Consider the following 14286-nt stretch of genomic DNA (forward strand, 5'->3'; position numbering starts at 1 on the left):
GTGAACTCTGTGCCTCTGTGGTTGGTTTTTCAGTGACTTGTGCGTAAGTCCTATTAGCTTTGCCAAGGGGTCATATCAGCGTAAACCCGCCATTCACTCACCTTATTACCGCGCATTCGATAAATATCACAACAAGCTACTTTAACGTGCTTCTTACTTCCCACCATTTCATATTTAGCATCCATTTCAATGGTGATGATATCTGGTTCTATCCAAATTTTTCTGGCATCATGACCATAGAATTTGGCTGTATTTTTAAAGGTGTGTTTAAAGAAATCGACCACAGCATTGGGTCCATACATTGGCTCACCAGAACCAACTTTATACAGCAGATCATCAGTCAAATAAGTCTTGACCTTTTCCCATTCTTCCGCCATGATTGCGGCTGATAATTCACCAACTACTTTTAATTGTTCTGGGGAGGCTTTGCCGTTTTCAGATTCCACAGTTCCTATACTCCATTTAGGTCCAGCAATTGCCCATTTAGGTACAAATCCTTGAGCAACTCTTTCTTTACCTTCAGGATGTTCAGCAAAGTGTCTTCTCATTGTTCCCGGAGCAATCATTTCCTGTCCTTTACTGATTGTCAACACAGAAGCAGATTGAGGTACACAAATTCGCGGGTTAAATACAGGATTTACATCCATAAAAATCCGCAATTCACTGAATTTATCTCCCTCAACTCGGAAGATATCACTACAAGGAAGTGAAATCATTGAACCATCTTTACGCCAGTAAGCAACGTCCATTTCGACGAATACCACATCTCCGGCTTCCCAAATCATCTTGATTTCGTGGTAAACAGCGTCAATTTGACTGAAGAAGGCATCAGCAGATTTTTTAATTGAGGCTTTATCTAAACAGACATCGAAGTTACCAAACTGGTACACTGGTGTGTCAGTGAAGAAAGTGACAAAACCTTCTGAATCAAATGCCTCTCCTCTGGAGAACAAACGTTTTACTAAGTCTGTATTAGTCCCCGGTAATTTAGTTTTCATCAAGTTTTTCCTATCTGTTATTACTGCTACTTTTTGCTTTTCAACAAATTCTTTGGCGCTAAGTACAGATTGCTGCATAGCGTTGTAGAGTTTTTCTTGAATTTTGCCAGCTATTTTGTGACCTTCTTCATTCAAAGGTTCCCAGTTCAGGGTATAGCTAATAGTTGAGGGAGCATTAGTTGTGGGTCGGACAACTTGATTGATGATTTGTCCTTGAAAGTAAGGATTATCTACTAAGGTATGTGTAATTGAGCCTAATGCTTTGTTAATGGTAATTCTTTCTTTGATGATCATGCCCAGGGCATTCATTTGCCGCATCATCCCATCGCTATACCTCGCTAGAATTTGAGGATTTTGAGCTTCAGGATTGTAGCGTGATGTGTTTTCGATTTTGTCTAAAACTACATTCCAAACGTTTTCCCAATCAGCATTCACTGGAATACTAAATGTAAATTGTATTTGGTTTTTTGCTACTTGTTGATGATCTAATTTGCCATTACTAAGCTGATGAGATTTGCCATTTCCTACAATATTGTCGGGAAAGGTGAAGGATGTTCCATTGGCTTGGTTATATTCCTCCATTGCTGTTTGGAAGCTGGTTTTGACCTTGCGGGTAACTTGGTTAAATTCCAATTGTTCTCCATTTGGTCCTTTGCAGTAAAATAATGACCAGCCTTCCATTGGGTCATGACTCCAATCTATTTCTGGCTCACCTGCTGCTAATGATTCTGGTTCGTTCCAAAATTTAAAGGAATTGTATCTCAGGGCAACGGCTCTTCTTTCTGCTTCGGATTTGACGTGAACAATGCGGTTACAAATGACATTATTCATCCCTCTATTCCGACATTTTTCTTCTAATGCTTTGGCAAATTCACTTAAATCAACGCCTTCTTTAACGTTGAAGGAAATGTGCATGGCATTGACATGACCAATGTGGGAGGGAATGGTGGAAACTGAACTACGAGGAGCGTCTAGTTTTCCTGCGTCTCTGAAATAGATCAGTTCTACAACTGTGTTACCAAAGGAGATGAATTTAACATCTAAAGCGTCTTCTTTGCCGCTTCTGAGTTGGGGAAGATCCTGGCTTTGTAAGTTTTTATTTTGGGCGTAGGCTTCTAATTCTTCTTTTTGAAAAAGTGTATTTTGAATTACGTCGCCTACCAATTGGTTTTCACTAACAACAAGTTTCCCTCCTAAAACTTCGGTGTAAAATTCGAGGGATTTATTCATGTCTTCAACTGTTACGCCAACGTGTTGCACGCCTTGTAACAAATGACCTAAATCGGAACTTGTTTGTTGTTTATATTGGGAATAATCATGACCATTTTTGCTTGCACCATTGCCATTGGTATGATTACTTTCGCCACCAATCATCAAGGAAACTATGTCGTTGTTGATTTGATTGGCTGCACCAATTTTAGTAATTAAGTCGGCAACTTTGGCGCTTCTTTGACCGGCTAAGGTCATCTGGCCATCGTAGACAAAGGTATAGGCTGTGCGTTCTGGAAAGGGTTGGATTTGTCTGATGTATTTAGGAGCGTCTTGAATGGCTCTAGCATAGTCAGAAGAGGCGAAAAACTTTTCCCTTTCTAAATGATTGGCAAAGGCAATTTCATAGGCGGCATGATATTGTTTTGCTGGTGGTTCGTAGTGGCTGACTCCTGCTGCATCTGGTCGGGAGTTGTCTACTTCTTCAAATAGGTGCAATCTGAATTTGAGTAGGGCATCACTGTTGCTGATATGTCTGGCAAATGTGCCTGTGAGATACTGCCGGAAGGCTTCTGTACTCACGCCGTCGGCTTTTTTGACCATGACGTGAAATTTGATGGCTCCAACGTCACCGTTGGGGTCGCCGGTGGGGATTCCGTCTTTGTAGGTGATGGAGTTACCAGGGCTGCTGTTATAACCGATCGCTTTGCGGAACAGGTTATGCTCATCATCCATTAATATAGACGAAGCTTTGAACCATATATGGCGATCGCTCTCACTCTCGAAGGTTAATTCGGCTATGCCATCAAAGTTGTCTTCTTGATCCCAACTGTAGTCCAATCCAGGTATCTGTGGGCAGAAACCCCCCTGGTTATGGGCTACATGAAACTGCCAATATTGATATTGTCCGGGTAATCTGGCGCAGACGGGTCCGTGTACGTCTTTCCAGTAATTATCAAATAGGTCTAGGGAGATTCCTTGTCTTTTCCACAGGAGGACGTAGAAGGCTACTTTCCCTTTTTGATCCCGTGCTGAATAATCGGCGTTGGTTGCCTTTTTACTCTGTGCAAGCATTACTGCTGTCCTTGGTGTGCTGTTGATATGAGCAAAGATCAAATTCAGGGTAGGGAAGCAAGCCGCAACTTTGTTAAAACCTGCATAAACACAGAGGAATAACAGTAGTTCTTCAATTTCTTCAGGACTTGCTCCTTGCTGGAGTGCGGTGTTGACGTGGCTGGCAAAGAGGCTGCCAGAACCCAAATGATCCTGATTGACGACATGAATAGCGATCGCAATTAGGGCTTTGGTTTTTTGGTCAATTAGTGGTAAACTCCAGGCTTCACCTGCTACCCGAATCAAAAAGTCACCAAACTTGGGATTGATCTGTTTTAAACTCTTTTGAAGTTCTTGGTCGTCCAGAACTGCATTTTTAGATGCAATTTCTTGTTTCATCTCAAGCTGTGGTGATCAATGTCAACAGTTCGTTAGCAGCAAATACATCACGGTAGAAGGTCAGTTGTTCGGTTTTCAAGTAGCACGCCCCTCTATGACCACGACGCACCCAAGTCACGTTACCTTTAGCGAGGGTTTCGTTGGTTTCGTCGTCTACACATTTCCATTCAAAGTAAGTATGTTCACCAAAAAACATTACTATTGGCCAGCACATGGTAACGCCTGGTTGAGCAATCAACGCCCACCAATGCTTTTCTCTTTCTTTTTGTTGTTCTAAACCTTGGTAGGGTCCATCTTGACAGAAATAAACCAAATCATCCCGATATTCGCCAGTTAAGATGTCTCCTCTACCCTGTCTCAAGGCTTCACAATGGGTAGGCCACCAATATCTGTTTTCTTGTTCGATTTGTTCCAGGGTGTAATAGGGTCCAATTTCTGGCAATCTAGGCTCTTTCATGGCCACGATTTTTTCAGCATCCTCAATCAGCTTGTTAGCTACATAGGGACTTACTAAGCCAGGACGAGAATAATCGGCTGATAAACCTGCGTAATAATTGGTGCGCTTTTTGGTTGGCTTTGGTTGGGTTGCAGGGGTGGAAGAAAAACCGTTGGTGGTGGGGGTGTAAAGGGTGTGGTTTAACATGAGAGATTTTATATCCTCCTGAAGTTGATTTACTGCTCCAATTTCTGTCACCAGTTCAGCGACAGAAGAACTCCTTTGACCGGCAAGGGTCATCTGACCATCGTAAACAAAGGTGTATGCTGTGCGTTCTGGAAAGGGTTGGATTTGTCTGATGTATCTAGGAGCGTCTTGAATGGCTCTAGCATAGTCAGAAGAGGCGAAAAACTTTTCCCTTTCTAAATGATTGGCAAAAGCTATTTCATAAGCGGCATGATATTGTTTTGCTGGTGGTTCGTAGTGACTGACTCCTGCTGCATCTGGTCGGGAGTTGTCTACTTCTTCAAATAGGTGCAGTCTAAATTTGAGTAGGGCATCACTATTGCTGATATGTCTGGCAAAGGTGTCAGTTAAATAGCGTCGGAAGGCTTCTGTACTCACGCCGTCGGCTTTTTTGACCATGACGTGAAATTTGATTGCTCCAACGTCACCGTTGGGGTCGCCGGTGGGGATGCCATCTTTGTAGGTGATGGAGTTACCGGGGCTGCTGTTGTAACCTATGGCTTTACGGAACAGGTTATGCTCGTCATCCATCAATATGGCTGAGGCTTTGAACCATGTCTGACGGTCGGCTTCACTCTCAAAGGTTAGTTCGGCTATGCCATCAAAGTTGTCTTCTGAGTCCCAGGTGTAGTCTAGTCCTGGTATCTGGGGACAGAACCCTCCTTGGTTATGGGCTACATGGAATTGCCAATATTGATATTGTCCTGGTAGTCTGGCACAAACTGGACCATGTACGTCTCGCCAGTAGTCGTCGAAAAGCTCTAGTGAGATTCCTTGTCTTTTCCACAAAAGGACGTAAAAGGCTACTTTTCCTTTTTGATCTCTTGCGGAATAGTCTACCTTGGTTGGTTGATTGATGACTGAGAGCATTATTGCTATCCTTTTTCCATCACTACTGAATTTTGATTTGTATCACTTAATTTGTGATCAAGGCTAAAACTTGAGAAAAATTACTGTTTTTAAATCAAGCGATCGCCCTTTTTTGTTGTTTTCTATCTCTTGCTATTTGGATAGAACAAGTTTATACAGCGATAATGTTCAAATTGCGTGATGAATTTGGCTCAAATTTACCACATTTATCATGATCAACAATCAATGATTTTATTTTTCTGCTCTTAGTCCATTACAGTAGTTACTGATTAATACCGTTATCACGCTTAGAGTTCATTTGTTTAACTCTAAACATTTTCTTAACTTCGTTTACATCGCTGTAACTACTTGGTATTGATCAAGTTGGAACTTATTTCCCCAGAATTTCGTTCAAAGCACCAAAACATCCCGCTACTTTGTTGAATCCTGCATAAGCGCAAAGGAACAAGAGTAGTTCTTCAATTTCTTCAGGGGTTGCACCTTGCTTGAGAGCCATATTGACGTGAGCGCCAAAGGGACTTCCCGGACCGTTTTGTCCTTGATTAATCACATCCACAGCGATCGTGATTAGGGCTTTGGTTTTTTGATCAATTAGCGGTAAGCCCCATGCTTCACCTGCTACACGTGTTACAAAATCACCAAATTTAGGATTTATTTGTTTTAAGCCCTGTTGAAGTTCTAAGTCATCTAAAACTGCATTTTCGTACTTCATAGCTTGACTTTTCCCTAAGTGTTCTGACATTAATTAAATATCTAACCATTAACGCTGAAAATTAGTAACCCCTTATCAAGATGCTAATTATTACCCTCTACTTTCCATGAAGATGTAACTAACTTTTTGTAAATATACAATATAAACTCACATAATTTACCACATATTTCCACTCACCTTATTTTCCCGTAGCTGCTGACTTAATAACTTTTTACATAAGAGCAAATTACTGGAATTTACGGATTGACAAAAAATAGTATTTATGTTTTTTTAAATGGCTTGTACCTTGCACTCTCCACTCCATACAAGCACTCAAAAGAATCTAATCAGTACGGCGTAAATAAACCAACCATTTGAAATTGCTAAAAAGCCTATACTGTCTTCCTTTGGACTAGGATCAAGACAACAAGAAAAGATGTTCAACGTTAATTCAAATGTTGAGGTATCGCTAGTATTTAAATAGACATGGCATTACTGATTGTTTCTCAAATCTAATTGCACCTGTACACCATCATTACCATCAAAACTTTGACTTGCTGGTTGCAAAAAAACTGAATTGCTTGGTAGTGATATTGATTCAGTCAGAGGTAATTCTTCAGAACTACTGTTGTTCTCTCCTTGATTGCTAGAAAAGTTGCCAGAATTTTGCTCAAAAAATTTGCCAAAATCAGATTCTGAACTTCTTTGATCAATGTTGATCAAAGAATCACCATTTAAAATAAAACTTCCTGACTGTGGTTTCATTGGTGTTGACTGTGCATACATTGAGATATTCAGGCTTGAAACAGTAACGATAGTGACTAAAACAGTAGTAATTTTAGTGTTCATGATCATTTATCCAAATCTTTTAAAATCGCTTATCCTTAATTTTCTAACAAATTATCGAAAATAACCAGAGTATAGTCTCTGAATTAGATGAGCGTAGTAGAATATACGATATTTATTAATGCAACTTATTATTCAAAAACCACTGTTCGATTACCATAAACTAATACACGATTTTGTAAATGTAATCTGACAGCCCTAGCTAAAACGACTCGTTCTAAATCTTTACCTTTTCTAATTAAATCATCCACTTCATCTCGATGACTGACGCGCACAACATCCTGTTCAATAATTGGTCCTGCATCTAAATCAGCAGTAGCATAATGTGCCGTTGCTCCAATAATTTTTACCCCCCTTTCAAAAGCTTGATGATAGGGATTAGCACCAATAAAAGCTGGTAAAAATGAATGATGAATATTAATAATTTGGGGAAACTGTTTTATAAAATCGGCGCTAATAATCTGCATATATTTTGCTAAAACTACTAAATCAATGTTATAATGATTTAATATCTCTAGTTGTTTTATTTCTTGTGCTTGTCGATTTTCTTTAGTAATGGGAATATAATGATATTCAATATCAAATTTTTCTGCTACTTCTTGTAAATGTCTATGGTTACTGATAATAATGGGGATTTCAGCATTAAATTCTTTTGCTCTTTGTCGCCAAATTAAATCAAATAAACAATGATCTTGACGACTTACCCATATTGCTATGCGGGGAATAGTATGAGAAAAATGTAATTTCCAGGTAGCATTTAAAGGTTGGGCAATGGCATTAAAGGCTTGACTAATTAAATCTTTTGGTAAATTGAACCCATCCAATTGCCATTCTATGCGGTTAAGAAATAAACCTGCTTCAAAATCTGTATGTTGGTCTGCATGAATGATATTACCTCCATTAGAATAGATAAAATTTGCAAATTTTGCTACTAAACCCCGTTGATCAGGACAGGAAATTAAGAGTGTTGCTGTTGGTTTAATCATGTTTAAGGTTGATGATTATTTTTTGGGTAAATTTTCTAAATTCAGACTAGGCAAAGGTTGGGATTCCCTATCAGTTTTTAATTCTCTCCATTCAGATAATTGTCGATTTACGGCATTAGCAAAATCTTTAGATACCAGGAGTAAATTAATATTTTCATTGGTTGTAGGAATGGGATCTACTTGAGCATACAAAAAATTATTATTAAAATCAAGGTTTCCTAAAATTAATTGATGGGTTTGTTGATTTTTGAGCTTAATATCAATTTTTGCTTGGGGTTTATCTAAACCAAATTTCGATAATTCACCAGTTGATGTTGATACGGTTTTTTCACTTTTACCCTTGACTAATAAATCCATCAAATAAGAAACAATAGCATCATTAGCTGGTTCTGATATTGGGGATTTAATTAACCACTGAGGTTTTGCTGAGGAGGTTCTCTTTTCTAGTTGCAATGTAATATCTTTAGTTTTAATAGTCATAGCTTGGACATCTTCAGGTGTAAAAGAGAAAATTTCCTGCTGTTGTTGTTTAACTTCTTCTCGGTGATTTGCACCTTTAATTTCATAAAAATAAACGAATCCACCCAAACCAAGGGCTAATAATAACAAAATCAAAGTTGTTTTTGGCAATTTCATCAATTTTGAATAGATATTGGGAACTTTTAAGCCTGTGTCTATTACATATTACTAGAAAATTTGAGTGATTGTGCTTTACATTAAGTAACGTAAGTTGCTAGTTAGATCCAATAAGGTGCGTCAGAAACTTAAAATTAGCGATCTTAGCCTAAATTATTCTGTCTGACGTGGTTGGTGAGCTTGCCGAACCACACCCTACACAATATAAAATATCCGAAAAATTAATAACTAGCAACTTGAGTTAAGTAATTTATATCGTAATTAGCTAAAACATTTCTTGCCAAGTAAAATTAACATCAGGAAAAGCCAGCATAGAAAATGTATCATTCTCTTCGTAGCGCTGCATCCGTTTATAGCCTGTTGTTGATAGTTGAGAATATCCTTCAATCGCTTTTCTATTAAGATCAAATAACCACATTTCAGGGATTCCTGCCGCCGCATAGAGTGGCATTTTGATTTCCCGATCATAGGTGATTGTGCTGTCAGCAACCTCAATAATTAATAAAATATCTGGAGGTGTTGGTAAATTTTCTACATAAAAATCATCACGAAGTTTTAAAATAGCTAAATCTGGCTGTGGCTCTGAATTATTATCTAACCGAATTGGATTCTGTACCCAAACCATAGTGCGATCGCTGAGTTTTTTCTGCACTATTCTGTCGAGACGAGCCACACAAACGGCGTGTTTTTTACCAATTGGGGACATTTCTGTGATTTCTCCATTAATTAACTCCAGGCGATCGCTCTCTGAAAAAACACCTGCTTCGTGCATCAGATGATATTGCTCTGTTGTAAATTTATGTTTGAGTAGTTGAACTGTCATAAAATTAATGTTCCTGATTATAAGTTTTTGTATGAATCACTAAACCTTGAAATTAAATTGCATATTTTGTAATTTTTAATCCACAGAATTTACAACGTAATTAGCTAAAACATCTCTTGCCAAGTAAAATTAACATCAGGAAAAGCCAGCATGGAAAATATATCATTTTCCTCGTAGCGCTGCATCCGTTTATAGCCTGTTGTTGATGGTTGAGAATATCCTTCAATCGCTTTTTTATTAAGATCAAATAACCACATTTCAGGGATTTTTGTCGCCCCATAAAGTGGCATTTTGATTTCCCGATCATAGGCGATTGTGCTATCAGCAACCTCAATGACTAACAAAATATCTGAAGGTGTTGGTAAACCCTCTGCATAAAAATCATCACGCCGTTTTAAAATTGCTAAATCAGGCTGTGGTTCTGAACCATTATCTAAGAGGATTGGGTTTTGTGACCAGATTTGTACTTTATATAACAAACGTGTAAAAAATAACTCATTTAAACGAGCCACACAAACCGCGTGTTTTTTACCAATTGGGGACATTTCCGTAATTTCTCCATTAATTAACTCCAGGCGATCGCTCTCTGAAAAAACACCTGCTTCGTGCATCAGATGATATTGCTCTGTGGTAAATTTATGTTTGAGTAATTGAACTGTCATAAAATTTATGTTCCTGATTATAAAGGTTTAATCATTGTATATAAACCAATTTTACGCCTTTTCTGGGGATTTTAACTGTAGGGCGATCGCTAACTAATGCCCTTGACAGAAATGCCCCTTACCCTTTAATCTTAACCGTTGACCTTTGCTTGTGGTTCACACATCTATCTATGGTTAGAAAAAACCAACGGTTGTTACTACTTGTTATTTGTTGTAGTGTGTCGGGTGTGATTTTAGGGGGAACATCTGGATGGGCAGAAAGCAGAATATGTTTACAACAGAGTACAGTTTCCAGTGATTGCATTACTCAAAATCCCATACAGAGAACAATTCAAGGCATGAGTACGGGATTAGTAGCCGGGGCTGGGGCTGCTTTTGGTGCGACCTGGAATTTAGGACATAAAGAATAGACATCTCCAAAAAAGAATGTAGAGATGTCTTCTAGAACGTCTCTACAAAAATTGTAGATAACGCATATTTAATTTTTACCCAATAGACATCTCCGATAAAGTAGAGACGTTCCATGGAACGTCTCTACAGGGGTTTTAGTCCACACGTATTTAATTTTCGGAGATGGCTAATGTTAACCTTTAAAAACGATAATTGCGATAGCCTCCCCGACTTCTGTTATCGCGTATCCACAAACTAACCGGGACAGCATTACCTTGAGGATCAACTTTTAGCTGGACTATTATTCCCGATACTCTACCATTTCTAGTTGGCTGAGATTGCAATTCATTATTAATCCTTTGGCGTTGTTCATCAGGGATGTAATAATTGTCTAAACCGTAGTTAATGAAACCATCCTGATAATTACCTTTTAAAGCCACTTGATTGTTAGAAAGAGAAGTAGGGCGATCGCTACTCACACGTATAGGTCGCCAAGCAGTTGGAACACCTTGATTTCCAGAAAATCTCTCTTGCAAAATCAAATATAATGTGCTTCCAGGAGAAATCTGTCTATTTCTCAGAGTATTTCTGTTTACCCATTCCCTCCAACCAGGAAGTCTTCTCAAAGTTTGCAGCCTAGAAATATTGTAATTCAACGTTAAAGAATAACTCCGTAACAGATCATTACGATTAACAGGTAGGCTTTGCAAAATAACTGATTTACCCGCCACATCAGTATAAAGTGCTTGGCCTGGAACCGCCATAATTAGCCCAACTTGCAACAACAGAGGTGCAATTAATCGCCAAATTGGTAAAGGTTGATTTGCTTTCTGTTCAGTAGCTATCAAATAATCCCGAAAAGTCAACTTTTCAGAAAACTCCATCTCTGGAGTTAAGGTTTTTTTTGATTCAGATGAGTTACTTTTCATGACATTAATTCATAATTAAGAATAGACAAGAAGGGAGAAGCAAGAAATTAATCCTGTCACCCATTACTCAGAAATATTAGATAGGAATTTAAACGCAGAGATTTCTTGAAGAAGGAGTCAGGAGTCAGTAGCCAGGAGTCAGAATGAATTAGTGGGGGATTCATACTCACTACTTTCTTATTGACCACTAAATCTATGATTTTGTGGTGGTCTTAAACCCAATTATACATCCGCCAGTCGTACATAATTCATTCTGATTTCTGACTCCTGGCTCCTGTATTCTTTTTGATAAAATATCTTAGTTGAAAACGAGTAACTTCGATCTTACTTCTTATTACCAGAATTAGATCCAGAAGATAACCGACGTTCAAACCACAACCCAGCAGTAATCAAAGAATAACCGCAGGTCACAAATACTAACGACCTAAAAAGTAAATCTGTATCGTACTCCAACACCCGACTGATAACTTGCAAAGTTAACAACAACATCCCGCCCCAGAAAGAACGTCTGTTGCGTAACTTCAATCCTTCTTGAATTAACCCCCAGGCTAATGTTATCAACAAGATATTGAAAATAAAAAGACCGAGTTCTGTAATCCGACTAATTCCTTGATGCCAAAAAGGTATGATGACAATAAAACCTAGAAAAGTCAGAATTACAGCAGTCGTGAAAAATACTTCTTTTCGGGTTGGATTATTTCTTTGCCTCACTAAAAACAACCATTGCAATACTGCCAATCCACTAAGAATACCCAAATCAATTATTGGTAAAGATCGGAATACATTAGAAAATGTACTTGGTGAAGAAGTTCCTAAACCAAAAGATTGCCATTGCCAACGAAAAGACAACAGATAAAAAACAACACCAAAACAGATCAATCCTAAATTACGGGCTAAAGATTGAAATACCCGATAATTTACAGTGGGAAAAAGTAAATCATCATAACTCCATAATAACGCAGGTGGTAAAGCTAAAGCAAAAGAAGCTACCCAAGGCACCGCATCAGAAAAAGTTAGAAGTGGTAGAGGATTGATGTTGTATTGCAAGGAAATAATAAAGGCAAATATTCCCAGTCCAAATACCACCCGTGAACGACACAAGTAGGCTAAGGGAATGAAGAACAACCACGACAATAAGGGCATATGTCTAATAGCTAAACGCGCCCAATTTAAATCGCTAGGAGATGACCAAAATTCTCCTAATCCTACCCAATAGCCAATTTGAATGAGAATGATGGATAGTATTCCTAAAGAATTTAGGGATAGGCTATAAGCCATCACTAACACACCAAAACCCCAAGCCAAAAATAATTGAGAAGCTGAACCGCTAATATTAAATATTTGCGCCATCAGCAATAGGTTTGCCCCTAAAATTAAGGCACTGAGAACTATTAAAGCCTCCCCTAATAAGCGTTTACCCCGTTGTGATTTTTTGCCTTCGGAATTTCCTAATACAGGTTGTCTCCAAGTATAAAATCCAGTAATACTTGTTGATAAGAACAAACTCATTAATAAAATGAATTTGACATCTCTTGGCCAGATTAACCAATTTGCTGCTACAAAGGTCATTATACCTAATACTAAAAGCAAGCTACCTATAGCAATAGCAATTAGGACTGAGTTTTCCTTTGACTCTGATTCTAGTTTATTGAATTGGTAGCGATTTGATAGTTGATCGTACTGGGAAGAACTAATAAGTCCTTCATCTCGCCAACGTTGCGCTTCTTGGCGTAATTGTCTGGTAAAATTATTGAGTATCATCACCCTCTCTGGTGTTTTGGTTTGCTTGGTGTTAAGAAGAATATGGATTTAATCAACCGCAAAGAACGCAAAGAACGCAAAGAGAAGAAAGCAAGAAGATAGGTATTCTTGCGCTGGGATTTGAATGGTGTTCACGATATTTTCAGTATGGGGCTAAATATATTATTTGCGTTGTTCTGCTGTAACACTTTTTTATCTGACTTAATTAATAGAGATAGACAAGACATCTGATGAGAATTACAGCAATTTTCATGTATTTAGACCACACTCTTGATTTCTCTCCGCGCCTCTGCGTCTCTGCGTGAGACAGGAAAATGTGGTTTATTTACCCGAAAATCGCTGTAAATATGCGTTTCTTAGAACCGTTGTAGAGAAGTTCCATGGAACGTCTCCACTTTTCTGGAGATGTCTAATATATCCCCGACTTCTTGAACCCACATTCCGCACCCTGAACTGTCACATATCAAAAAAGCCTAGCGAGTAGTACATAATGACTAAGGATCATTCCAAGGGTAAGAAGCTTAATGAGAATAGTAGCATTAAGCTGGACATGGAGTGAGAAAGTGGAACTTCGTAACGGGACTGAAAGAAAGAGAAAATTCGATATGATTAAAAAATTAATTGTTCACAAAAGCAAGAAATGAGAGAATCACAATATAACAAGTAGAGGAATCTGTTGTGAAATTAAAACCCCAAGAAATAGAAATTCAAAACATAGATCATCTAGGGATAGTAGCAGGGATGATAGATTCAATCGGAATAGTAGAAATAATAAATGAATTAATAGGAGTTGAAAAAAGCGAGAAAGTAAGTGCAGGTCAAGTAGTAAAAAACAATTCATCATAGAAATGATATGTTCAGGAGATGGAGACATACCAATATTTTTAAAACTAGCATCAGGAAACCAAATAGATTCATCATACTTGGGTCAAATAGCAGTAGAATATCAAAAACAATTAGAAGTTAATAGTCTCATCGTTGCTGACGCTGCTTTATATACAGAATCAAACCTGAAAATGATGTCAGAATTACGTTGGTTATGTCGAGTACCCTTAAGCATAAAAGCAGCAAAATCATTAATATCAACATTAAATTAGAAATGCTCTGAAAGATTCTAAATCAACAATTAAAAATCAATTAGGTAAAGCAACTGACCGTCCTACTTTACGCTGGATTTTTCAATGCTGTCAGTGTATTCATGTAGTTGAATATAACAACGAACAACACGTCTCTAATTGGACTCAAGATAGCAATTTTATTCTGAATCTTTTACCAGATGATTGTTTTCGTTACTATCAATTAGCCACTTAATTCTTTTCTTCATTAATTTAATTAATATCAGATTTAGGAG

At 38.0% G+C, this 14286-nt stretch carries 13 protein-coding genes; 3 read left to right on the top strand and 10 right to left on the bottom strand.

The features are described from left to right. Positions 1 to 53: 53 nt before the first annotated feature. From VB711_RS14500 to VB711_RS14535, 8 genes are all read right to left on the bottom strand, one after another. Complete coding sequence (locus VB711_RS14500; RefSeq protein ID WP_323286811.1) at positions 54 to 3659, bottom strand: nuclear transport factor 2 family protein; 3606 nt, start codon at positions 3657 to 3659, stop codon at positions 54 to 56. A gap of 1 nt (position 3660) precedes the next feature. Then, entirely contained in the window at positions 3661 to 5211 is a 1551-nt protein-coding gene (locus tag VB711_RS14505; RefSeq protein ID WP_323286812.1) for an EthD domain-containing protein, read from the bottom strand. Between the two features lie 370 nt (positions 5212 to 5581). Next, on the bottom strand, positions 5582 to 5953 hold the full coding sequence (locus VB711_RS14510) for a carboxymuconolactone decarboxylase family protein (RefSeq protein ID WP_323286813.1): 372 nt from the start codon (positions 5951 to 5953) through the stop codon (positions 5582 to 5584). Positions 5954 to 6394: 441 nt separating this feature from the next. Beyond that, positions 6395 to 6751: a hypothetical protein gene (locus tag VB711_RS14515; protein WP_323286814.1), complete on the bottom strand. Its 357-nt coding sequence runs from the start codon at positions 6749 to 6751 to the stop codon at positions 6395 to 6397. Between the two features lie 128 nt (positions 6752 to 6879). Beyond that, positions 6880 to 7734, bottom strand: coding sequence for a formyltetrahydrofolate deformylase (purU, locus tag VB711_RS14520; protein WP_323286815.1), 855 nt, complete (start codon positions 7732 to 7734; stop codon positions 6880 to 6882). A 15-nt stretch (positions 7735 to 7749) separates the two neighbouring features. Next, positions 7750 to 8370, bottom strand: a complete 621-nt coding sequence (locus tag VB711_RS14525) for a DUF4340 domain-containing protein (RefSeq protein WP_323286816.1) — start codon at positions 8368 to 8370, stop codon at positions 7750 to 7752. Between the two features lie 265 nt (positions 8371 to 8635). Next, positions 8636 to 9193 carry a Uma2 family endonuclease gene (locus VB711_RS14530; protein WP_323286817.1) on the bottom strand — a complete coding sequence of 186 codons (558 nt, stop codon included), beginning with the start codon at positions 9191 to 9193 and terminating at the stop codon, positions 8636 to 8638. A 104-nt stretch (positions 9194 to 9297) separates the two neighbouring features. Then, positions 9298 to 9855: a Uma2 family endonuclease gene (locus tag VB711_RS14535; protein ID WP_323286818.1), complete on the bottom strand. Its 558-nt coding sequence runs from the start codon at positions 9853 to 9855 to the stop codon at positions 9298 to 9300. Positions 9856 to 10025: 170 nt separating this feature from the next. Between VB711_RS14535 and VB711_RS14540 the strand changes: the two genes are divergently transcribed. After that, positions 10026 to 10265, top strand: a complete 240-nt coding sequence (locus VB711_RS14540) for a hypothetical protein (RefSeq protein WP_323286819.1) — start codon at positions 10026 to 10028, stop codon at positions 10263 to 10265. 180 nt (positions 10266 to 10445) lie between these two features. Here VB711_RS14540 and VB711_RS14545 read toward each other — a convergent pair whose 3' ends face one another. After that, complete coding sequence (locus tag VB711_RS14545) at positions 10446 to 11174, bottom strand: GDYXXLXY domain-containing protein (RefSeq protein WP_323286820.1); 729 nt, start codon at positions 11172 to 11174, stop codon at positions 10446 to 10448. A gap of 324 nt (positions 11175 to 11498) precedes the next feature. Further along, positions 11499 to 12935 (bottom strand): DUF2157 domain-containing protein, encoded by a 1437-nt coding sequence (locus VB711_RS14550; protein ID WP_323286821.1) that lies wholly within the window; start codon positions 12933 to 12935, stop codon positions 11499 to 11501. Positions 12936 to 13613: 678 nt separating this feature from the next. On the opposite strand from VB711_RS14550, the gene VB711_RS26460 reads away from it, so the two are divergent. Both VB711_RS26460 and VB711_RS26465 read left to right on the top strand, forming a co-directional pair. Continuing rightward, a complete protein-coding gene (locus VB711_RS26460; protein ID WP_416233579.1) occupies positions 13614 to 13781 on the top strand; it encodes a DUF4277 domain-containing protein in 168 nt (55 codons plus the stop codon). A 2-nt stretch (positions 13782 to 13783) separates the two neighbouring features. After that, complete coding sequence (locus VB711_RS26465) at positions 13784 to 14032, top strand: hypothetical protein (protein WP_416233580.1); 249 nt, start codon at positions 13784 to 13786, stop codon at positions 14030 to 14032. Positions 14033 to 14286: the final 254 nt, after the last annotated feature.

This window comes from Cronbergia sp. UHCC 0137 (genome assembly GCF_034932285.1).
Taxonomy (GTDB): domain Bacteria; phylum Cyanobacteriota; class Cyanobacteriia; order Cyanobacteriales; family Nostocaceae; genus Cronbergia.

Bases quoted from the DNA above. Each gene is read 5' to 3' on its own strand.
- VB711_RS14500 (WP_323286811.1), bottom strand. From the start codon at position 3,659: ATGAAACAAGAAATTGCATCTAAAAATGCAGTTCTGGACGACCAAGAA.
- VB711_RS14505 (WP_323286812.1), bottom strand. From the start codon at position 5,211: ATGCTCTCAGTCATCAATCAACCAACCAAGGTAGACTATTCCGCAAGA.
- VB711_RS14510 (WP_323286813.1), bottom strand. From the start codon at position 5,953: ATGTCAGAACACTTAGGGAAAAGTCAAGCTATGAAGTACGAAAATGCA.
- VB711_RS14515 (WP_323286814.1), bottom strand. From the start codon at position 6,751: ATGAACACTAAAATTACTACTGTTTTAGTCACTATCGTTACTGTTTCA.
- purU (WP_323286815.1), bottom strand. From the start codon at position 7,734: ATGATTAAACCAACAGCAACACTCTTAATTTCCTGTCCTGATCAACGG.
- VB711_RS14525 (WP_323286816.1), bottom strand. From the start codon at position 8,370: ATGAAATTGCCAAAAACAACTTTGATTTTGTTATTATTAGCCCTTGGT.
- VB711_RS14530 (WP_323286817.1), bottom strand. From the start codon at position 9,193: ATGACAGTTCAACTACTCAAACATAAATTTACAACAGAGCAATATCAT.
- VB711_RS14535 (WP_323286818.1), bottom strand. From the start codon at position 9,855: ATGACAGTTCAATTACTCAAACATAAATTTACCACAGAGCAATATCAT.
- VB711_RS14540 (WP_323286819.1), top strand. From the start codon at position 10,026: ATGGTTAGAAAAAACCAACGGTTGTTACTACTTGTTATTTGTTGTAGT.
- VB711_RS14545 (WP_323286820.1), bottom strand. From the start codon at position 11,174: ATGAAAAGTAACTCATCTGAATCAAAAAAAACCTTAACTCCAGAGATG.
- VB711_RS14550 (WP_323286821.1), bottom strand. From the start codon at position 12,935: ATGATACTCAATAATTTTACCAGACAATTACGCCAAGAAGCGCAACGT.
- VB711_RS26465 (WP_416233580.1), top strand. From the start codon at position 13,784: ATGATATGTTCAGGAGATGGAGACATACCAATATTTTTAAAACTAGCA.